This window comes from Polyangium sorediatum (assembly GCF_029946465.1).
GTDB lineage: Bacteria > Myxococcota_A > Polyangia > Polyangiales > Polyangiaceae > Polyangium > Polyangium fumosum.
Genome location: NZ_JARZHI010000001.1, coordinates 286,960 through 307,484 on the forward strand (window position 1 = coordinate 286,960; position 20,525 = coordinate 307,484).

At 69.1% G+C, this 20,525-nt stretch carries 15 protein-coding genes and 1 pseudogene; all 16 read left to right on the forward strand.

The features are described 5' to 3' along the window. Positions 1-364: 364 nt before the first annotated feature. Positions 365-1,249: pseudogene (locus QHF89_RS50095) on the forward strand (2-isopropylmalate synthase); the annotation flags it as partial. Between the two features lie 168 nt (positions 1,250-1,417). Beyond that, positions 1,418-1,984 carry a (2Fe-2S)-binding protein gene (locus QHF89_RS50100; protein WP_136965490.1) on the forward strand — a complete coding sequence of 189 codons (567 nt, stop codon included), beginning with the start codon at positions 1,418-1,420 and terminating at the stop codon, positions 1,982-1,984. 2 nt (positions 1,985-1,986) lie between these two features. Next, entirely contained in the window at positions 1,987-4,317 is a 2,331-nt protein-coding gene (locus QHF89_RS01190) for a xanthine dehydrogenase family protein molybdopterin-binding subunit (RefSeq protein ID WP_136965241.1), read from the forward strand. A gap of 7 nt (positions 4,318-4,324) precedes the next feature. After that, positions 4,325-5,320, forward strand: a complete 996-nt coding sequence (locus tag QHF89_RS01195) for an FAD binding domain-containing protein (RefSeq protein WP_136965242.1) — start codon at positions 4,325-4,327, stop codon at positions 5,318-5,320. 114 nt (positions 5,321-5,434) lie between these two features. Further along, a complete protein-coding gene (locus QHF89_RS01200; RefSeq protein WP_136930420.1) occupies positions 5,435-6,418 on the forward strand; it encodes a hypothetical protein in 984 nt (327 codons plus the stop codon). A 205-nt stretch (positions 6,419-6,623) separates the two neighbouring features. Beyond that, entirely contained in the window at positions 6,624-7,742 is a 1,119-nt protein-coding gene (locus QHF89_RS01205) for a tetratricopeptide repeat protein (RefSeq protein WP_136965243.1), read from the forward strand. 232 nt (positions 7,743-7,974) lie between these two features. Then, positions 7,975-8,334 (forward strand): NADH-quinone oxidoreductase subunit A, encoded by a 360-nt coding sequence (locus tag QHF89_RS01210; RefSeq protein ID WP_232379645.1) that lies wholly within the window; start codon positions 7,975-7,977, stop codon positions 8,332-8,334. After that, the gene (locus QHF89_RS01215) at positions 8,331-8,909 is read left to right on the forward strand and encodes an NADH-quinone oxidoreductase subunit B (protein ID WP_136965491.1); all 579 of its coding nucleotides are present in this window, start codon (positions 8,331-8,333) and stop codon (positions 8,907-8,909) included. Before QHF89_RS01210 ends, QHF89_RS01215 begins: the two co-directional genes overlap by 4 nt. Then, a complete protein-coding gene (locus tag QHF89_RS01220) occupies positions 8,906-9,487 on the forward strand; it encodes an NADH-quinone oxidoreductase subunit C (protein ID WP_136965244.1) in 582 nt (193 codons plus the stop codon). Before QHF89_RS01215 ends, QHF89_RS01220 begins: the two co-directional genes overlap by 4 nt. 3 nt (positions 9,488-9,490) lie before the next feature. Next, positions 9,491-10,705 (forward strand): NADH-quinone oxidoreductase subunit D, encoded by a 1,215-nt coding sequence (locus QHF89_RS01225; protein ID WP_136965245.1) that lies wholly within the window; start codon positions 9,491-9,493, stop codon positions 10,703-10,705. A 1-nt stretch (position 10,706) separates the two neighbouring features. Further along, positions 10,707-12,332 (forward strand): NADH-quinone oxidoreductase subunit G, encoded by a 1,626-nt coding sequence (locus QHF89_RS01230; RefSeq protein ID WP_136965246.1) that lies wholly within the window; start codon positions 10,707-10,709, stop codon positions 12,330-12,332. After that, the gene (locus QHF89_RS01235; RefSeq protein ID WP_136965247.1) at positions 12,329-14,098 is read left to right on the forward strand and encodes a complex I subunit 1/NuoH family protein; all 1,770 of its coding nucleotides are present in this window, start codon (positions 12,329-12,331) and stop codon (positions 14,096-14,098) included. The genes QHF89_RS01230 and QHF89_RS01235 overlap by 4 nt, the downstream gene beginning before the upstream one ends. A 12-nt stretch (positions 14,099-14,110) precedes the next feature. Beyond that, on the forward strand, positions 14,111-14,785 hold the full coding sequence (locus tag QHF89_RS01240) for a NuoI/complex I 23 kDa subunit family protein (protein ID WP_136965248.1): 675 nt from the start codon (positions 14,111-14,113) through the stop codon (positions 14,783-14,785). A 118-nt stretch (positions 14,786-14,903) separates the two neighbouring features. Next, on the forward strand, positions 14,904-16,352 hold the full coding sequence (gene gatB, locus QHF89_RS01245; protein ID WP_136965249.1) for an Asp-tRNA(Asn)/Glu-tRNA(Gln) amidotransferase subunit GatB: 1,449 nt from the start codon (positions 14,904-14,906) through the stop codon (positions 16,350-16,352). Further along, positions 16,349-17,164: a lysophospholipid acyltransferase family protein gene (locus QHF89_RS01250; protein WP_136930412.1), complete on the forward strand. Its 816-nt coding sequence runs from the start codon at positions 16,349-16,351 to the stop codon at positions 17,162-17,164. The genes gatB and QHF89_RS01250 overlap by 4 nt, the downstream gene beginning before the upstream one ends. A gap of 69 nt (positions 17,165-17,233) precedes the next feature. Continuing rightward, positions 17,234-20,515, forward strand: a complete 3,282-nt coding sequence (locus tag QHF89_RS01255; protein WP_136965250.1) for a GAF domain-containing protein — start codon at positions 17,234-17,236, stop codon at positions 20,513-20,515. The last annotated feature ends 10 nt before the right edge of the window (positions 20,516-20,525 follow it).

The window sequence follows — 20,525 nt, forward strand, 5'->3', positions numbered from 1 at the left end:
GGGGAGTGTAGGGACGGATACGGGGATCGAGTGTTCGGAGCAGGGGATCGAGCTGCGGGAGCAGGGGATCGAGTCGTCGGAGCAGGGGAGTGTGAGATTCGATACGGGGATCGGGTGTTCGGAGCGGGGGCGAAAGGACGACCGGCGAATCCACGTGCGGGTCGACTCGGTAGAAAAGGCGTCCTCGAAAAGGAACTTCACGAAGAGGGGATGATTGAATCGGCGTGGCAAAGAAACGACGCGCAGCCAGCGTCCTCCGCCGCACCGCGCCATCATTTTCTCCCCGTACGTCCGCGCGATCCCGCGTCCCGGCCGAACCTCGTTCCGTGGTACTCATCACCTCGGAAGCATCCCGGGGGTTCTCATGTACGACTGGAACGAAAGCGTCCCGTTCGTCGATGCATCGGGCCGCGCGATTTCCCTCTCCGGTGGGCCTGTGCGGCGCGACTTCGCCCGCAGGGTGCGGCCCATCAAGGTCGTCGACGAGACCCTCCGGGATGGATTGCAGAGCGCGGCCGGCCACCAGCCCGACGCCGCGCAGAAGATCGATCTGCTCTACGCCATGGCCGCGATCGGCGTTGATGTCGTCAGCGTCGGCCTCCCCGCCGCCGGCCTCGCCAATGCCGAGGATTGTTTCCTCCTCTGCCGCGAGATCGTCCGTTCCAAGCTCGGCCTCGTCCCCACCGCCGCCGCGCGCACCGTCGTCGCTGACGTCCACGGGATCGCCCGCGCCGCCGATCGCGCCGGGATCCCCATCGAGGTCTACGCCTTCATCGGCAGCTCCCCCATTCGCCTCGCCGTCGAAGGGTGGGACACGGACTTCCTCGTCGGCGCCATCACCGCCGCCGCGCGGGAGGCCAAGGCCGCGGGCTTGCCGTTCTGTCTCGTCACCGAGGACACCACCCGCTCGAACCCCGATGTCCTCCGCAACCTCTACAGCGCCGCCATCGACGCCGGCGCGAGCCGCATCTGCCTGTGCGACACCACCGGCCACGTCACGCCGTACGGCATCGAGGCGCTCGTCGAGTTTGCGCGCCACACCCTTGACGAGCTTGGCGCGCGGCACGTCGAGCTCGACTGGCACGGGCACAACGACCGCGGCATCGGCTTGCCGAACGCGTTATGGGCCGCCGCCCGGGGCGTCGATCGCGTGCACGGCACGGGCCTCGGCGTCGGCGAGCGGGTCGGCAACACGAGCCTCGAATTGCTCGTCGAGAACCTCGGCCTCCTCGGCGCGCGCCCCCGTGTCCCCGAGGCGCGCCTCGTCGAGTACTGCGAGCTCGCTTCCCGCGCGCTCCGATATCCCATCCCCGCGGGGCATCCGATCGCCGGCGCGAACATGCGCGGCGCGCGTTTCGAGGTACGCCCCTACCACGCGACGCCCGAAGATGCGTCTGCATCTGAGCCCTTGGAGCCCATGGAAAAACTCGTACCGATGTGCATGAAGATCGGCGGCAGCGCCGTCGCGCTCGCGGTCCCTGCGCGCAGGACGCTCCTCGAAGCGCTGCGGTACGACCTCGACCTCGTCGGCACGAAGCAGGGCTGCGACAAGGGGGATTGTGGCGCGTGTACGGTCGTCGTGGACGGCGTCGCGACCCTCTCTTGCCTCACGCTCGCGCTCGATGCGGACGGCAAGGAGGTCCGCACGGTCGAGACGCTCGAAGGCGCGCCGCACATCGACGCGCTCCTCGACGGCTTCGACAGGCTCGGCGGCGGGCAGTGCGGGTTCTGCACGCCCGGCATGCTCATGACCGCGACCGCGCTGCTCGACCGGAACGCGCGGCCCACGCGCGACGAGATCAAGTGCGCGATCGCGGGCAACCTCTGCCGCTGTACGGGGTACGGGAAGATCGTCGACGCGATCGAGCTCGCGGCGAAGATCCGCCGCGGCGAGGCGGAGGCGGGCGTGGGACTGCCAGGGATCGAGAACACGCCTCCGCCTTTGCCTTCGAACAAGAGCTCGCGCGAGGGGAGGCAGGGCTAGCCATGACGGACACGCGAAAGCCGAGTGAGCTTCGAGGTCTCGTCGGCAGCCGCACGCGCACGCTGCTCGCGCCGCGCGTGACCGGGCAGGTCCGCTACACCGACGACATCCACCTGCCGCGCATGCTCTGGGGTCGGATCGTCCGCTCGCCACATCCCCATGCGCGCATCGTGCGCATCGACGCGACACGCGCGCTCGCAAAGCCCGGCGTGCTCGCGGTCATCACGGGCAAGGACATGCCCGAGCGCTTCGGCATCATCCCCTGGACGCCGGACGAGTACCCGCTCGCCCTCGACCACGCGCGCTTCGTCGGGGACGCCGTCGCCGCCGTCGCCGCGACCGACGAGCGCATCGCGCACGAGGCGGCGGAGCTCGTGGACGTCGCGTACGAGGTGCTGCCGGCCGCGACGGATCTGCAAACCGCGATCGACAAACCCGAGGTCGGGCTCGGCAAGGGCGGCAAGGACAACGTCTCGAAGGAGGTCGACCTCTCGTTCGGGGACGTCGACGCCGCGCTCGCGGAGAGCGAGGTCGTCATCGCGGGCGACTACTATTACGAGGGTAGCGCGCACGTCCCGATCGAGACCCACTGCGCCATCGCGAACCTCGACAAGAACGGCCTGCTCACGGTCTGGTCCACGACGCAGGTCCCGCACTACCTGCACCGCGAGCTCTCGCGCGTCCTGCGCGTCTCGCCCACGCGCATCCGCGTGATCCAGCCGCCCGTCGGCGGCGCCTTCGGCGGCAAGAGCGAACCCTTCTCGCTCGAGTTCTGCGCCGCCAAGCTCGCGATGGTCACGGGCCGCCCCGTGAAGTTCCTCTACACGCGCGAGGAGGAGTTTTACGCGCATCGCGGGCGGCACCCGATGCAGATCCACATGAAGGTCGGCGCGAGGCGCGACGGCAAGCTCACCGGCGTCGACGCGCGCACGTTCATCGACGGCGGCGCGTACTCCTCGTTTGGCCTCGTCACGACCTACTACTCGGGCCAGCTCCTCACGCTGCCCGCGTTCGCCGACACCTACCGCTTCCGCTCGACGCGCCTCTTCACGAACAAGCCTCCCTGCGGCCCGAAGCGTGGCCACGGCAGCGTGCAGCCGCGCTTCGCCTTCGAGGTCTCGCTCGACAAGATCGCCCGCGCGCTCGCGATCGATCCGATCGAGCTCCGCCGGAAGAACCTCGTCCCGCCGAACACGACCACGCTGAACGGCCTGCGCGTCACCTCGAACGGCATCGAGCAATGCCTCGACGCCGTGGAGAGGGCGAGCGGCTGGAAAGACCGCTTTGGCAAGCTGCCCAAGGGGCGCGGGCTCGGCGTGGCCACGAGCGCGTACATCAGCGGGACGAACTACGCGATCTACCCGAACGCGATGCCGCAGAGCGCCGTGCAGCTCAAGGTCGATCGCTCGGGCGTGGTGACGGTCTTTTCAGGTCAAAGCGAGATCGGCCAGGGCTGCGACCTCATGCTTGCCGTCCTCGTCGCCGACGAGCTCGGCCTGGATCTCGGGTCGGTGCGCGTCATCTCGGGCGATACGGACCTCACGCCCGTCGACCTCGGCGCCTACTCCTCGCGCGGCACGTTCATGAACGGCAACGCGTGCCTGATGGCGGCGCGCGAGATCAAGAGCAAGCTCGTCGCCGCCGTCGCCGAGAAGCTCGACGTCGATCCGCGGAACGTGCTCGTCACGCGCGGCGCGCTCGTCGTCGTGCACGACCCGGCCCGCGGCGTCTCCGTCACCGAGGCCATCCAGCTCGCCGAGGCGAAGTTCGGCACGCTCGGCGCCGTCGGCCACTACAACACGCCGAAGCTCGGCGGCGAGTACCGCGGCGGCACCATCGGCGCCTCGCCCGCGTACTCGTTCACCGCGCACGTCGCCGAGGTCTCGGTCGACGCGCGCTCGGGGTTCGTCCGCGTCGAGAAGATCTGGGTCGCGCACGACTGCGGCAAGGCCCTCTGTCCCACGATCGTCGAGGGGCAAATGGAAGGATCGGCGTACATGGGCGCGGCCGAGGCGCTGCTCGAAGAGCACGTCATCGGACCCGACGGCCTGCACAAGGGGCCGAACCTGCTCGACTACCGCATCCCGACGAGCCTCGACGTCCCCGACCTGCACGCGCTCATCGTCGAGTCCGAGGATCAGGAGGGCCCGCTCGGCGCCAAGGAGTCGGGCGAAGGCCCGCTGCATCCGTCGATCCCGGCCATCGCGAACGCCATCTTCGACGCCGTCGGCGTACGCGTCGACAGGCTCCCTTTCTCGCCCGCGCGAGTCCTTTCGGCCCTTCGAAAGAAGCAAGCCGACGAGCAAGCCACCGCGACTGCTGCGGCGGAGTGAGGTCCTGGTGTTACCGCTGCCCGTCTTCGATCATCACAGGCCACGCACCCTCTCGGCGGCGCTCGATCTGCTCGCGCGCCTCGGCGACAAGGCCGTCGTCCTCGCGGGCGGCACCGACGTGCTGCCCAACATGAAGCACGGGCTCGTCGAGCCCGACCACGTCGTCTCCATCGCCGGCATCGACGAGCTGCGCGGCATCTCGCTCGACCGCGAGGGCGACGACGACAAGCTCGTCCTCGGCGCCGGCGCGCGCCTCGCCGAGATCGAGAGCTCGATCCTCGTGCGCCGCATCGCGCCCGCGCTCGCCGAGGCCGCGGGCCAGGTCGGCGGACCGCACCACCGCGCCATGGGCACGCTCGGCGGCAACATCTGCCTCGACACGCGCTGCCGCTACTACAACCAGACCTACTTCTGGCGCAAATCGCTGGGCTTCTGCCTCAAGAAGGACGGCACCGTCTGCCACGTCGTGCGCGGCGGATCGCGCTGCGTCGCCGCCGCCTCGAACGACACCGCGCCCGCGCTCATCGCGCTCGACGCCGACCTCCACCTCCTCGGCCCGCGCGGCGCGCGCATCGTCGCCGCCCACGATTTCTACGTGGCCGACGGCATCAAGAACACCGTGCTCGAACCCGGCGAGCTCGTCGTGCGTGTCTCGATCACGCGCCGCCCCGGTCGCCGTTCGAGCTTCGAAAAACTCCGGCGCCGGAACGCGATCGACTTCCCGCTGCTCTCGATCGCCGTCCGGCTCGACGTCTCGGGCGTGGAGACCGCGCGAGTCGACGCCGCGGACGTCGTCGTCTCGGCGCTCGGCGCTCGCCCGCGCCGCGTCCGCGCCGCTTCGAACGTCCGTCCTGGGACGCCCTTCGACGTCGCCGCGCGCGAGCTCGCCGAGGGCGCCTATGCCGAGTGCAAACCCCTCCCGAACGTCGACGACGACACCGAGTGGCGCCGCGAGATGGTCCCCGCCCTCGTCGAGCGCGCCGTCACCCGCCTCGAAGGCTGAAGGCCGAGATCCCAGGCTCTTTGCGATCTCCACCGCCTAGCAGGGCGTGATCCCCGCGCGCCCCCCGAATTCCTCCCTTGCGGCGCCGACGCGCGCGGACCAAGGTCCCTGTAGGTGCGCTTTCTCCCGTTCGTCCTCGTCGCCACCGGGCTGCACTTCTTCATCCCGGTCGTCGCTCGGGTCGCGCCGCGGCCGAATGGCCCGCTCCTCGCGATCTCGAGCGGCATGGCGCGGCGCATGGAGATCGACATCGAGGACGTTCCGATCGAGCCGATGCGCCCGGACGAACCTCGTTTCGAGCGTCCGCAGGACCCCGCCGTCGCGATGAACGATACGCGTCCGCGCGTGACGGACGCGGTCGATCCGCGCGTCGTGGAGCCGAACACGCAGCCGAACACCGTCGAGCCGCAGCAGGTCGAGCCCGTGCCCACGGCGATGCCTTCGGCCGCGCCGCCCGACGAGTACGGCGCGCCGCCGCCCGCGGTGCCCGGCGGGGGCCCTGGGATCCCGGGCCTCGGCGGGCCCGTGTGGGCGATGCCCGGCGTCATCCCCGAGACGGGCAAGCCGAAGCCCGCGCCCACCACGGTCGGCCCTCCGCCCGAGGTCGATCGCAAGATCGCGGGCCGCGTGATCTCCGACGTGATGCGCGAGAAGGATCGACAGCTCGGCCTGGATCTGCCGGGCGCGGGCACGATCGCGAGTGTCGTCTCCGACGTCGTGCGCGGCTCGGGCACGCCCGACGTCTCGCGCGCCACGCTCGAAGTGCGCATCGCACCCGGCGGTCGAGTGGCGAGCGTGCGTGTCGTGCGTTCGTCGGCGGGCAACGCGGGCGACTGGAGCGCAGTTGCGGGCGCCGTGAGCGGGCGGCTCGCGAGCCGACAGTTCACGTTGCCGGAGTCGTATGCGGCGGGCGCGATCGTGATGGTCGAGGTCGTCTCGCAGCTCCAGATGCCGGACGGCAGCACAGGCGGCACGAACATCGGCAAGGGCGGTTCGAGCGACAGCCTCGGCGGCAGCGTGAGCTTCGACGTGGCGAACATCGGCGCGCGCCCCAAGCGCCACGTGCGCGCCTCCGCCAGCGCGCGCCCGGCGACCTGAAGACGCAAGCGCGCAAAATTCGCGGGCGACACGCCGATTGGTGGGCTCGCCCCCCGGATTGCGTGCTCGTTGTGGCAAGAGCCACAAAATTCTTCGCAGAAGGGGGCTTTTCGGCGACCCATGGGACGGGCAAGACTGCTCGCGGCGACGACCACGGGCGGTGACATCCCGCGCGGCTCGTGCGACTCTCCCCAATCTCCCGCTCATGGCGAAGGAACGAGTTTTCTCTCTCGATGCGGTCCGCACCGACGGCTGGTTCGAGCGCATCGGCGATGGGATCGGCAGCTTTCAGGCTCTCTGCGACATCGTCGGCGAGACGTTTTTCGCCTTCTCGATGATCACAGGAGCGCGCATCACCGCGCTCACGGTCGACCGCCGCAACCCCGACAACACCCTCGTGGACTTCGTCATCGCGCCTCCGGGCGACGAGGAAGAAGACAGCGAGGTCCAGCGGTTGACGCTGGCCGACTTCCGGCATCGGCTCGTCGGCGCGCTCCTCACCGAGGACGCGACGCCCGGCCCGCCGGAGCGCGACACGGACATCGAGGCGCTGCAGCTCCACATCGGCGTCCGCTACCTCCTGCTCGCGCCGCTCTTCGGCTACAGCCTGCGCAAGCTCTACGTCGACGGTCGCACGTCGAGGTTGCTCGTGCTGCGCGACGGCCTCGAGCAAACGTACGAGCTCAGCGAGTTCCGCGCGCGCATCCGAGCGCACGTGCGCGAGGAGCTCGAGCGCGCCTCGGCGGGCTCACGCTCGGCGATCGATCTGACGCGCGTGGCGGAGGCCGAGGCAGCGAGCCAGCGCAACGATTGGTCGCGCGTGGTGCAGCTCCTCGGCGCGTGGCCGGCGCCGCTCGCGATCTTCCTCCGCACGCCCGAGGGGCAGATGCTCACGACCGACGCGCGCGCGCTCATCGCCAAGGGGCTCGGCCTCCTCGGCACGGCGTGCGTCAAGCTCGGCGAAGAGCATCAAGGCGAGGAGGTCATGCGCCTCGCGGTGCAATACGCGCAGGATGGCGCAGCGGCGGCGGACATCTTCCGCCGGCTCGGGGAGGCGCAGCTCGAGAACGGGCGTGCAGGGGAGGCCATCGGCGGGCTCCGGCGCGCGGCGAGCCTCGGCGCGCCGCCCAAGCTCATCTGGCCGCTCCTGGCGAAGGCGTACGTGAAGCGGCAGCGCTACGTGGCCGCGTTCGCGTGTGTGCGGGAGGCCCGCGCGGCGGGCGTGCCCGACGCCGAGCTCATCGAGGAGATCCGCGAGATCGAGACCCGGCTCGGCACGGCGCTGACGGCGTTCCGTGGGCTCGTGTTGAGCTCCCGGAGTTGACCGGGCTCCTGGAGCCCCTATACACCCTGGCCGCCCAATTGACACCCCAGAACGCCAAAGCTACATAGCCGCGGCGATTGTGCCGAGATCGCACGGATTTCGCGTGATCTCGGAGCCTGCCAGCGCCCGCTCGTGATCGCGAGCGATCGCGAGAGAGGTCCGCACCTTCTCGGTCGGCACCAGAACCGGGTACACCACGTACCCGGAGCACCCGGAGCACCCGGAGCAAACGATGTTGTCCACCTACGTCCCCCTGTTCCTGCTCTTCATCGTGGCGGCGGTCCTAGCGGGCGCCTTGTTCACGATCAGCACCGTGCTCGGACCGAAGAACCCGACGCCGGAGAAGATGATCCCGTACGAGTGCGGGAGCGAAACGACGGGCGGCCGCTTCGTCAAGCCGAGCGTCAAGTTCTACCTCACGGCGATCCTCTTCGTGGTCTTCGACATCGAAGCGGTGCTCATCTACCCGTGGACGGTGGAGTTCAAGAATCTCGGCTGGATCGGCCTCGCGACCATGGGGTCGTTCATCCTCATGCTCGTGGTGGCGCTGCTCTACATCTGGAAGAAGGGAGCCCTCGAATGGGAGAAATGACCACTGGCGGCGCTGGCACGACGATCCAGGTCCTCGAGGGATCGGAGACCGGGTTCGCGACGACGCGCTTCGATGCGCTCTTGAACTGGGCGAGGAAGTACTCGCTGTTCCAGTACCCGTTCATCACGGCGTGCTGCGCGATGGAGTTCATGGCCATGGCGAGCCCGCGCTTCGACATGGCGCGCTTCGGCGCCGAAGCGCCGCGCTTCTCGCCGCGCCAGGCGGACCTGCTCTGGGTCGTGGGCACGATCAGCCAGCGCCAGGCGCCCGCGCTCAAGCGTATCTACGAGCAGATGGCGGACCCGAAGTACGTCTTCGCGTTCGGCACGTGCGCGTCGTGCGGCGGCTTCTACGACAACTACACGACGCTCGCGGGCATCGACAAAGTCGTTCCTGTCGACGTCTACGTCCCCGGCTGCCCTCCGCGCCCGGAGGCCGTGATCGATGGCCTTCTGCTGCTGCAGGACAAGATCGCGCGTGGCGACCGTACGCCCGCGATCGTCAAGCCTCGCCGCGACCCCATCGTGCAAGCGGGCAACCTCGTCAGGCTCGGCAAGAAGAGCACCGCAACATGAGCAAGCGCGTCCTCGAAATCCTGAAGAGCAAGTTCGGCGACGACATCTACGAGACCCACTCGCAGTTCGGCGACGACACGGCCGTGGTGAACCCCGAGAAATGGCGCGAGATCGCGCGGTTTCTCCGGGACGATCCCCAGTGCGCGATGAACATGTTCGTCGACCTCACCGCCGTCGACTACCTCGGCCGGCAGACGCCGCGCTTCGAGGTCGTGCTGCATCTGCGCTCGATGGAGCGAAACCATCGCATCCGGCTGAAGGCGCGCATCGGCGACGAGGACGCGAACGGCGCGGACATCGACTCGCTCGTGCCCGTCTGGAAAGGCGCGAACTGGTTCGAGCGCGAGTGCTTCGACATGTTCGGCGTGAACTTCAAGGGCCACCCCGATCTGCGGCGGATCCTGATGTACCCCGAGTTTGTCGGGTACCCGCTTCGCAAGGATTATCCGGCGGACAAGACCCAGCCGCTCGTCGAGCTGCGCAACGTCCCCGACAAGCTGCCCCCCTTCGGCATCGACGAGGGCATGCCGTTCGGGCGACAGACCCACGACTACCCGCGGGGCGAGGAGACGAACTGAGCCATGGAACCCTTGGATCGTGATCTCGAGGAGGGCCTCCTCGAGCTGCCCAGCGAGCCGATGATGCTCAACATGGGCCCGTCCCACCCGGCGATGCACGGGACGGTGCGCATCGTGCTCGAGCTCTCGGGCGAGATGATCCAGAAGGCCGACGTGCAGATCGGCTACCTGCACCGCGGCTTCGAGAAGATGTGCGAGCGGGGCACCTGGACGCAGATCTTCCCGTACGTCGACCGCTGCAACTACGTCTCGCCGATGCTGAACAACGTGGGCTTCGCGCTCGCGGTGGAGAAGATGCTCGGCGTGACGGTGCCCGAGCGCTGCCAGTACTACCGCGTGGCGCTCGGCGAGCTCGCGCGCATCTGCGACCACATGATCTGCTCGGGCGCGATGTGCATGGAGCTCGGCGCGTTCACGCCGTTCCTCTACTTCGCCCGCGCCCGCGAGATCATCTGGGACATCTTCGAGGAGGAGACGGGCGCGCGCGTCACGCACAGCTTCGGTCGCGTGGGCGGCATGGCGAGCCCGCCGACGAAGCACTTCAAGGACATGATCCGCGCGGGCGTGCCGCGCGTGCTCCAGCTCATCAACGAGGGCGAGAAGATGCTGCTCAAGAACCGCATCTTCCTCGACCGCCTCGAAGGCGTCGGCGTGATGTCGAAGGAGGACGCGCTCGCGCTCGGGTGGACGGGCGTCGTTCTGCGCGCCTCGGGCGTGCCGTACGACGTGCGCCGCGCGCACCCGTACATGGTCTACGACCGGATGGAGTTCGACGTGCCGGTGGGCACGACGGGCGACAACTACGACCGGTTCATGTGTCGCCAGGAGGAGATCCGGCAGACGTGGCGGATCATCGAGCAGGCGCTCGATCAAATGCCGGACGAGGGCCCGATCAACATCGAGGATCCGCGGATCATCCTGCCCCCGAAGCAGGACGTCTACACGACCATCGAGGCCACCATCCAGCACTTCAAGATCGTGATGGAGGGCATCAAGATCCCGGCGGGCGAGTGTTACTCGTACACCGAGGCGGGCAACGGCGAGCTCGGCTTCTACCTGGTCTCCGACGGCAGCGGCACGCCCTACCGCGTGCGGATCCGGCCCCCCTGCTTCGCCACCACGCAGGGCCTCGAGCAGCTCATCACGGGCCTGATGATCCCGGACGTCGTCCCGACGTTCGGTTCCCTCAACATGATCGGCGGGGAGTGCGATCACTGAGATGGCTACGATCAAGATCGACGGGCGCGAGATCCCCTTCGAGCAAGGGGAAACCATCATCAAAGCGGCGCACCGCGCCGGCATCGACATCCCCCACTACTGCTGGCATCCGGGCCTCTCCGTCGCGGCGAACTGCCGCATGTGCCTCGTCGAGGTCGCGCCGCCTCCCGGCCGCCCCGCGATGCAGCTCGACATTCTGCGCTGGGATCCGGAGAAGAAGGACTACGTCCCTGCCCGCAAGCCGAAGCTCGTCCCTGCCTGCCAGCAGGCCTGCGCGCCCGGCATGGAGGTCCTCTCCGAGGGCAGCGATCACGTCGAGGAGGCGCGCGGCGCGGTGCAGGAGCTGTTGCTCCTGAACCACCCGGTCGACTGCCCGATCTGCGATCAGGCAGGCGAGTGCCGGCTCCAGGACTACTGGCTGGAGCACCAGGGCACGGGCAAGCGCATGCAGCAGGAGGTCGTGCACAAGCCGAAGGCCGTCGATTTCGGGCCGACCATCGTCTACGACGCCGAGCGCTGCATCATCTGCACGCGTTGCGTCCGCTTCACGGCCGAGGTCGCGAAGGATCCGGTCCTCAGCGTGCGCGAGCGCGGCAACCTCAACGAGATTGTCGTCTCGCCGGGCCGCGAGCTCGACCACGACTACACGCTCATGACGGAGCACGTCTGCCCCGTCGGTGCGCTGACCTCGAAGGACTTCCGCTTCAAGGCGCGCGTGTGGTTCCTCCGCAGCGCGCGCACAGTCTGCCAGGGCTGCGCGACGGGCTGCAACGCGTACCTCGACTACGATCCGCGGTCGAACGTGCCGCATCGGCACCGCCCGCGCGACAACGAAGAGGTCAACAAGTACTGGATGTGCGACGAGGGCATGCTCTCGTACCGGCGCGCGGTCGAAGGCCGCCTCGGCACGGCGCTCGTCGGCGGCGAGGACGCGAGCCTCGAAGAGGCGCTCGCGGCGGCGAAGGATCAGCTCGCAGGCATCAAGGATGATCCGAGCCGGGTCGCCATCGTGCTCAGCGCGCAGCATTCGAACGAGGACAACTTCGCGCTCCTCAAGCTCGCGCGCACGTTCATCGGCGCGAAGGACCTCTACGTGTCGGGTCGTCCGCTCGGTCGCGGCGACAAGATCCTCATGAGCGAGGACAAGAACCCGAACACGCTCGGCGTCATGCAGCTCGCGGGCGCGCCGGCGCCGAAGCCGATCGCGGCGCTCTTCGACGCGATCAAGGCGGGCAAGTACTCGTTCGTGATCGCGCTCGGCGCCGAGATCGAGGTCGACGCGAAGGACGCCGAGAGCGCGCTGTCGAAGCTCAAGGGCGTGGTGACGATCGCCGCGCACGACGGGCCGCTCGCGCGCGCCGCGCACGTCGCGCTGCCCGCGACCGCGTGGGCCGAGGCGGACGGCACGTACGTCAACCGCCAGGGCCTCGCCCAGAAGAGCGAGCGCGCGCTCAAGCCGCGCGGCGACGCGCGTCCGGGCTGGGAGCTCGTGGCGAAGCTCGGCAAGGAGCTCGGCTACGCGATGACCGAAAAGACGCTCGCGGACGTGCGTCGGGCGATGACGCCCGAGGCGCCTCTCGCGAGCCGTGACGCGGATCGGGCCGCGAAGCCCGAGGTGAGCGCATGAGCCTCGTCGAGATCGTCCTGGCAGTCGTCAAGATCCTCATCCTGGCCCTGTTCTTCTTGAACATGGCGGCGCTCAGCACGTGGGCCGACCGCCGGCAGGGCGCGATGGTGCAGGACCGCGTCGGCCCGAACCGCGCGGTTGTGTACCTGCCGAACATGGTGGCGCGGGTCATCGTGCTCCTGCCGCCCGCGCTCTTCGGCGTGCTCGCGATCTTCTCCTCGCTCGGTCAGCTCGCGGGACGCGCGGCGGCCGAGCGGTTCACGATGAACGTGCAGCTCACGATCCTCGTGGCCTGGTTCAGCCTGCTCGTGCTCTGCGCGAAGGTGCGGAGCGGCGGCGCGATCAACCGCGCCGAGCAGATGTTCGAGGACACGGACCCGCGCTCGATCTTCTTCGCGGGCCTCGGCGTGCACGCGATCGGCCTCGTGGCCGGGCGCCTCGTGCCGCCGGCGGCGATCCCGCTTGCGGCGCAGGTCTCGGGCTTCGTGCTCGGCGGCGTCTTCCTGCTCGTCGGCCTCTACGCCACCTCGCGCGTGCCCGACGGCAAGATCCCGCTGCGCCTCGCGGGCACGCTCCACGCGCTCGCCGACTCGGTCAAGATGATCTGGAAGGAGGACTTCATCCCGAAGAACGCGGATCGCCTCCTCCACGGCCTCGCGCCGGTCCTCGCGGTCTTCTCGGCGCTCGCGGTCATGGCCGTCATTCCCTTCGGCAACGACCTCTGCTTCGCCGACGGCAACAAGAACGGCACGCTCGACTTCTCGGACCTCGGACACCTCCTCGCCACGGTCCCCGCGAGCGGCGCGTGCAACGGCTTCCGCGTGAAGCTGCAGATCATCGATCTGAACGTCGGCATCCTCTACGTCTTCGGCATCGCGGGCACGGGCATCATCGGCGCAGCGATCGCGGGCTGGGCGAGCGACAACAAGTTCGCGCTCCTCGGCGGCCTGCGCGCGTCGAGCCAGATGGTCTCGTACGAGGTCGCGATGGGCCTCTCGCTCGTCGGCCTCTTCCTCATCTACGGCAGCGTCCGGATGAGCGACATGGCCGTGTGGCAGGGCCAGAACGCGTGGGGCGTCTTCGTGCAGCCGCTCGGGTTCGTCCTGTTCCTGACGGCGCTCTGCGCGGAGACGAAGCGCGTGCCCTTCGATCAGCCCGAGGGCGAGAGTGAGATCGTCGCCGGCTACTTCCTCGAGTACTCGGGGTTCAAGTGGGGCATGTTCATGACAGGCGAGTACATCGAGCTCGTCTTCTCGAGCGCGCTGCTCGTCGCGCTCTTCTTCGGCGGCTACTCGCTGCCCTTCCTGCACCCGGACGGCCTCAACATCGCGTTCGGCGACACGGTGCTCTTCCAGTACAAGATGACGCACCTCGCGGTGAGCCTCATCTCGGCGATCGCGTTCTTCGGCAAGACCGTGTTCGTCACCTGGGTGCAGATCTTCTTCCGCTGGACGCTGCCGCGCTTCCGTTACGACCAGCTCATGAAGCTCGGCTGGACCAAGCTCCTGCCGCTCGCCATCGCGAACATGATGGTGACGGGCGTGGTCGTGCTCGCGCTCCGCAACGCGGGTCCGGCGGCGGATTCGTGGCTCAAGCTCCTCGCGGACATCACGCAGGGCGTCGTCGCCGTGGCCACGCTCGCTGGTTTCGTCGCGGTCGTGGTCGGGTTGCTCGAGCCGGTCGAGCGCAAGAAGTTCCTCGCCTCGTCGGCGGCGCGTTTCGCGGCGGCGATGGGCGGGGTCAAGCCGGAGCCTCAGCAGGCCTGAGAGGATCGAACGATGGCGAAGCGCACTCCGTCGAACCCGTGGACCAAGCCTGCCGGCGCGCCCGTGCAGGGCAAGGCTATCCCGCGGCCGCGCCGCACGGCCGAGGTCCAGTCCTACCTGCCCGAGCTCTTCCGGGGCATGGCGATCACGATGCGTCACTTCTTCAAGAACACGAAGGAGATGATGCTCGGCCAGAAGCCCGACCCGGTGCTCGAGGCCCTCAACGAGGGCGTCACGACGATCTGCTACCCCGAGGAGAAGCGCCCCTACCCGGAGCGCTTCCGCGGTCTGCATCGCCTCACGCTCCGTGACGACGGCTCGCCGCGCTGCGTGGCGTGCCTGTGCTGCTCCACCGCTTGCCCCGCGCAGTGCATCCACATCGAGGCGGGCGAGTACACCGAGGGCGACAAGCGGCGCGGTTACGAGCGGTTCCCGAAGACGTTTGTCATCGACGAGCTGCGCTGCATCTTCTGCGGGTTCTGCGTCGAGGCTTGTCCCTGCGACGCGATCCGCATGGACACGGGCATCCACGCGACGCCGTACGACTCGCGTGAGCAGTTCATCTACAGGAAGGACCTGCTCATGGAGTTCACCGGCCGGGACGGTTCGCGCAAGTCGGCGAACCCGCGCCACGAGCCGGGCGATCCGACGCATCCCGGTCTGTCGCGCGAGCAGATGGATCACTGATCCGATTCGCTGACGGACAGAAGCCCCCTCTTCTTCGCGTGGCCCGCGAGGAGAGGGGGTTTTTGCTTCCTGCGGGAAAACAGGGGCGTTCGCGTTTCGGCTTGCCATAATCCGCCCGATGAGCGCCTACGGTGAGTACGAGCCGGTGATCGGGCTCGAGGTGCACGCGCAGTTGCTCACGCGGACGAAGGCGTTCTGCGGCTGTGCCACGAGCTTCGGCGACCCGCCGAACACGCACACCTGCCCCGTCTGCCTCGGCTTGCCCGGCGCGCTGCCTGTGCTCAACGCGGAGGCCGTGGCGCTCGCCGTGCGCGCCTCGCTCGCCCTCGGTTGCTCGTTGCAGACGCGGAGCGTGTTTGCCCGGAAGAACTACTTTTATCCGGACCTGCCGAAGGGCTACCAGATCAGCCAGTACGACCTGCCGCTCGCGCTCTCGGGCGTGCTCGACGTCGAGGTGGAGGGCACGCCGCGCCGCGTGGGGATCCATCGGGTCCACATGGAGGAGGACGCGGGCAAGAACCTGCACGGCGTCGGCGACGAGTCCGTCGTCGACCTGAACCGCGCGGGCACGCCGCTCATCGAGATCGTGAGCGAGCCCGATCTGCGCGCGGGCGCCGAGGCGGCCGAGTATCTCCGGCGGCTCCGCGAGGTCTTGATGTTCACGGGCGTGAACGACGGCAACCTCGAACAGGGCAGCTTCCGGTGCGACGCGAACGTGTCGATCCGCAAGGTGGGCGAGACGCGGCTCGGCACGCGCGTCGAGCTCAAGAACATCAACTCGTTCAAGTTCGTGGCCGACGCGATCGACGTGGAGATCCGCCGGCAGATCAACCTCGTCGAGCGTGGCGAGCGGGTCCGGCAGCAGACACGCGGCTACAGCGCGGAGAAGCGCGAGAGTTACCTCCTGCGCGACAAGGAGAGCGAGTCCGACTACCGCTACTTCCCCGAGCCAGACCTGCCTCCGCTCGTGCTTGCGGAGGCGTACATCGAGTCGATCCGCAGCGCGCTGCCGGAGCTGCCCGTCGCGAAGCGCGCGCGATGGGCCCTCGAGCTCGGGCTCACGGCGTACGCGACGGGCGTGCTCGGCGGGCATCCCGCGATCGCGCGTTTCTTCGACGAGGCGCGCGCGCTTTATCCGGACGCGGTGAAGCTCGCGAACTTCGTGCAGAGCGAGGTCCTGCGCGACGTGACGACGACGGGCCTCTCGGCGAGCTTCCCGGTGACGCCCGCGCAGGTGGCGGAGATCCTGCGGCTCGTCGACGCCGGCACGATCAGCGGCAAGCAGGCGAAGGAGCTGTATGCGGCGGTCGCGGGCACGGACCACGCGCCTGCGGACGTCGTACGGGAGCGAGGCATGGCCGTGCTCGGTGATGCGTCGGCGATCGAGTCCATCGCGCGCGGCGTGATGGAGGCGAACCCGAAGCAGGTCGCCGCGTACCGCGCCGGCAAGACGGCGCTCCTCGGATTTTTCGTCGGACAGATCATGAAGCAGACGAAGGGCAGCGCAGATCCGGCGACGGTGAACGCGGTGCTCGTGCGTCTCCTCGGCGAAGGGAGCGGGGCATGAGCGATCAGTCCCTCGTGGAGAAGGGGCGATTCGTCGGGCGCACGGCGGCGTTCGTGGGCCTCACGTTCAGCATGTACGGGATGCTCGAGCTCGACACGGCGATCTCGCCCGCGTCCGAGCGTGAAGCTGTCCTCCACGCGTGGATCCGTCGGTACGGCGAGGCCCTGCTCAAATTGTATGGGGTCCAAATGATCGCGCGGGGTCCTCACGTGGAGCGCGGCGACGTCTACCCGGGTCGTGGCGCCGGGGAGCGCGGGCGTGTGTTCGTGATGAACCACCGCTCCGGTTTGGACATCCCGATCTGCCTGGCGTACATCGAGGCCACGATCCTGAGCCGCGCCGACCTCTCGGGCTGGCCCGTCATCGGCGTGGCCGCGCGGCGCGTGGGTACGCTCTTCGTCGATCGCACGAACAAGCAGAGCGGCGCGGCCGCGATCAACGCCATGACCGCCTCGATCGAGCGAGGCCGCGCCGTGCTCGTGTACCCCGAGGGCACGACGTACGAGGGCGACGAAGTGCGACCGTTCAAGCCCGGCGCCTTCCTCGCCGCGCAACGCACGGAGGCGGAGATCGTCCCGGTGGGCCTCGCCTACGAAGGCGCGGCGGCGTCGTTCGGCTCCGAGAGCTTCGCCGATCACATGGTCCGCGTGAGCGGTGCGCCGAGGACACGCGCGGCGATCGTCGTGGGGGAGCCGATCGTCGATGTCGGCGGCGACGTTGGCGTCCTTCGCGAGCGAGTGCGCGCCGAGGTTCAATCGCTCGTCTACGCAGCGCGCCGCGCGCTCGACGTGGACGGAGAAGGCTCCTCCTGACAAGAGAGCAAGGGCCCCGCACAGTGGCGAGCGTGCACACCGATCGCTAGGCTGAGCGATCGGGGCACGATGGCGGGGGATGCATCGAAGACGGAGCGCGTCCGGGATCTTGCGCAGACCGGGGTGACGCACATCAACGACGCTCGGACGAGGCGCCGCGCCGCGTTCGTGGAGCGAGCGGCCGACGAGCTTCTGCGCGCGTCGACGCTCGAAGAGGTGCTCACGCGGGTCGTATGGCTCGCGGTGCCAAACCTCGCGGATTACTGCACGCTCGATCTCCTCGAGCGCGGCGAGCTGCGCCGCGTCGCCGTGGCGCACGTGGACATCCGCGACGAACAGCGGCTCTGGGACGTGTGCAGCCCGGATGGCGACGCCGAGGCCCACGAACGCGCCGCGCGCGCGGCCCTCGAAGCCGGCGAGCCGCAGACGCGGCGTGGATCGATGCGCGTCACGAAGCTCGCCCCCCAGGGCGCGGCGACGCCTGCGCGGTCGCAAGCGACGCGTGCTCTGCGCGAGGTCGTCTACCCTTTGCGCGTCGCGAACCGCACGCACGGTGTCCTTTCGGTCGGCGTGGGGCCGTTCCGCGAGGTGATGCCGCGTGAGGAGCGCAGCCTGATCGAGGCGCTCGTTCGCATCGGCGCCTCGGCCATCGACACGGCGCTCGCGCGCTCTTCGCGCGAGCGGGCCTTCGAGGCGGCCGAGCGAGGGCTCTCGCAGATGAAGCGCCTCTCCGAGGTCACGGCGGCGCTCTCGCGCGCAGTCTCACCGAACGAGGTCGCGCGGCGCGTGGTGGAGGACGGAGCGCGTGTGCTCGGGGCTCGCGCGTGCGTGATCGCGCGCCTCTCGCCTTGCGGCGCCGAGCTCGAGATCGTTCATGCGGCGGGTTTTCCCGAGGTGATCCCTGCGCACAGCCCGCGCATCTCCATGGCCACGGAGGCGCCCGTCGCCGAGGCCGTGCGCATCAAGCAGCCGATCTGGCTCCGATCGCGCGCCGATCTCGCGGCACGTTACCCTGGCCTCCCGCTCGGCGATCTCGTGCAGGGCAGCCACGCGTGGGCCGCGGTGCCGCTCTTCGTCGACGGCCAGGTCGTCGGCAGCCTCGCGCTCTCGTTCCAGGAGCCGCGCTCCTTCGACGACGACGAGCGCTGGCTCGTCCTCTCGCTCGCCCAGCATTGCGCCGACGCGCTCGATCGCGCCTCGCTCTCCGCCGGCGCTGCCGAGGAGGCGGTCCACCTCTCGCACGAGATCTTGAAGCAGATGCCCGAGGCGATCCTCGTTACCGACCTCGGCGGCACGATCCTGCGCTGGATGGGCAAGGCCACGCAGATCTTCGGCTTCACCGAGACCGAAGCCATCGGCCGCCCGGTCACGATCCTCGCGCACCCCGACACGGTCGAGCGCCTCGGCCCGCACATCCTGCGCGGCGTCCGCGATCAGGGCGCGTTCCTCGGCGAGCTCATTTGTGTTCGAAAGGATGGAACGACGGTCCCGATCGAGACCACGGCCAAGCCCGTCTTCGACAAGGAGGGCCGCGCGCGGTTCCTCGTCGGCGTTTGTCGCGACATCAGCGAGCGCAAGCGCGCCGAGGAGGAGAGGACGCGCCTCATCCGCGAGCAGATCGCGCGTGCGGAGGCCGAGGACGCGGCCCGGCGCTCGTCGTTCCTCGCCGAGGCGAGCGCGCTGCTCTCCGCGTCGCTCGACTACGAAGCCACGCTCGAAAAGATCGTGCGGCTCGTGGTGCCCACGATGGCGACGTACGCGATGCTCGACATCGCCTCCGAGGATGGCACCACGGTCACCGTCGCCGTCGCCCACGAGGATCCGGCCCTGGAGCGCGACGTCCAGGATCTCCGCGGCGGTGATGCGCCTGATGGCTGGCGCGAAGGCCCTGTCGCGCGTGTGCTTGGCGGCCGCACCTCGGAGATGTACACGGACCTCGGCCTCGTGTCCCTCGAACGCATCGTGGGTTCGTCCGAGCAGGCCGCGCGGTTCGCGAAGCTCCGGGCGCGCTCGGCCATCGTCGTCCCGTTGACCGTGGGCGACACGGCGTCTGCCACGCTCTCGCTCTTCCGCGTCGGGGAGCGGTACTCGACGAAGGATCTTCCGTTCGCCGAGGAGCTCGCGCATCGCGCCGCGATGGCCCTGGAGAACGCGCGCCTCTACCAGAACGCGCAGGAAGCCACGCGCTTGCGTGACGAGTTCCTCGGCACCGTCTCGCACGAGCTGCGCACGCCGCTCAATGCGGTCCTCGGCTGGACGCGCATGCTCCGCACCGCGTCCTTGAACGGCACCTCCCAGGAGCGCGCGCTCGCGACGATCGAGCGCAACGCCATGCTGCAAGCTCGCCTCGTCGAGGACCTGCTCGACGCCTCGCGCATCGTCATGGGCAAGCTACGCCTGGAGCTGCGTACGCTCGACCTCGTCGGCCCGATCAACGCCGCGATCGAGGCCGTTCGTCCCGCGGCGACGGCGAAGTCTGTCCGCCTCGAAAGCAGCCTGGAGCGCGGCGCTTGCCTCGTGGAAGGTGACCCCAGCCGCGTGCAGCAGATCGTCTGGAACCTCCTGACGAACGCGATCAAGTTCACTCCGCACGGCGGCCGTGTCGAGCTTTCGCTTGGTCGAGCGGGCCAGCATGCGCGCATCACGGTCCGCGACACGGGCGAGGGGATCCGGCCGGAGTTCCTCCCGTACGTCTTTGATCGTTTCCGTCAGGGCGACAGCACCACGACGCGCAAGCATGGCGGCCTCGGCCTTGGACTCGCGATCGTCCGGCACCTCGTCGAGCTGCACGGCGGCGCGGTGCGCGCCGACAGCGCGGGCGAGGGCAAGGGCGCGATCTTCTCGGTCCTGCTCCCGCTCAGCCCGAACCCGGATCTGCTCGCGAGCCTCGACCGCTTGACGCCGCAGCCGGCCGGCCTCGAAGAGCTCCCGTCGCTCGAAGGGCTACGCCTCTTGCTCGTCGACGACGAGCAGGACAGCCGCGAGATGCTCGCCGCGATGCTCCAGCAGTGCGGCGCCGTCGTGCGGTGTGTGCCCTCTGCGGCCGCGGCGTTGTCCGCGCTCGACGAGTTCCGCCCCGACGTCCTCGTCTCCGACATCGGCATGCCCGGCGAGGACGGTTATGCGCTCATCCGGCAGATCCGCGCGCTCAAGCCTGCGCGCTGGGGCGCGCTCCCCGCGGTCGCGCTCACGGCGTACGCGAGCGCCGAGGACCGCGTTCGTGTGCTCGCAGCGGGCTTCCAGATGCACGTCCCGAAGCCTGTGGACGCGGCCGAGCTTGCTGCGACGGTGGCGAGTTTGTCCCCGCGCACCACGTCACGCGACTCTGCGCCGCCCTCGATGACGACGTGAGCGATGGGCC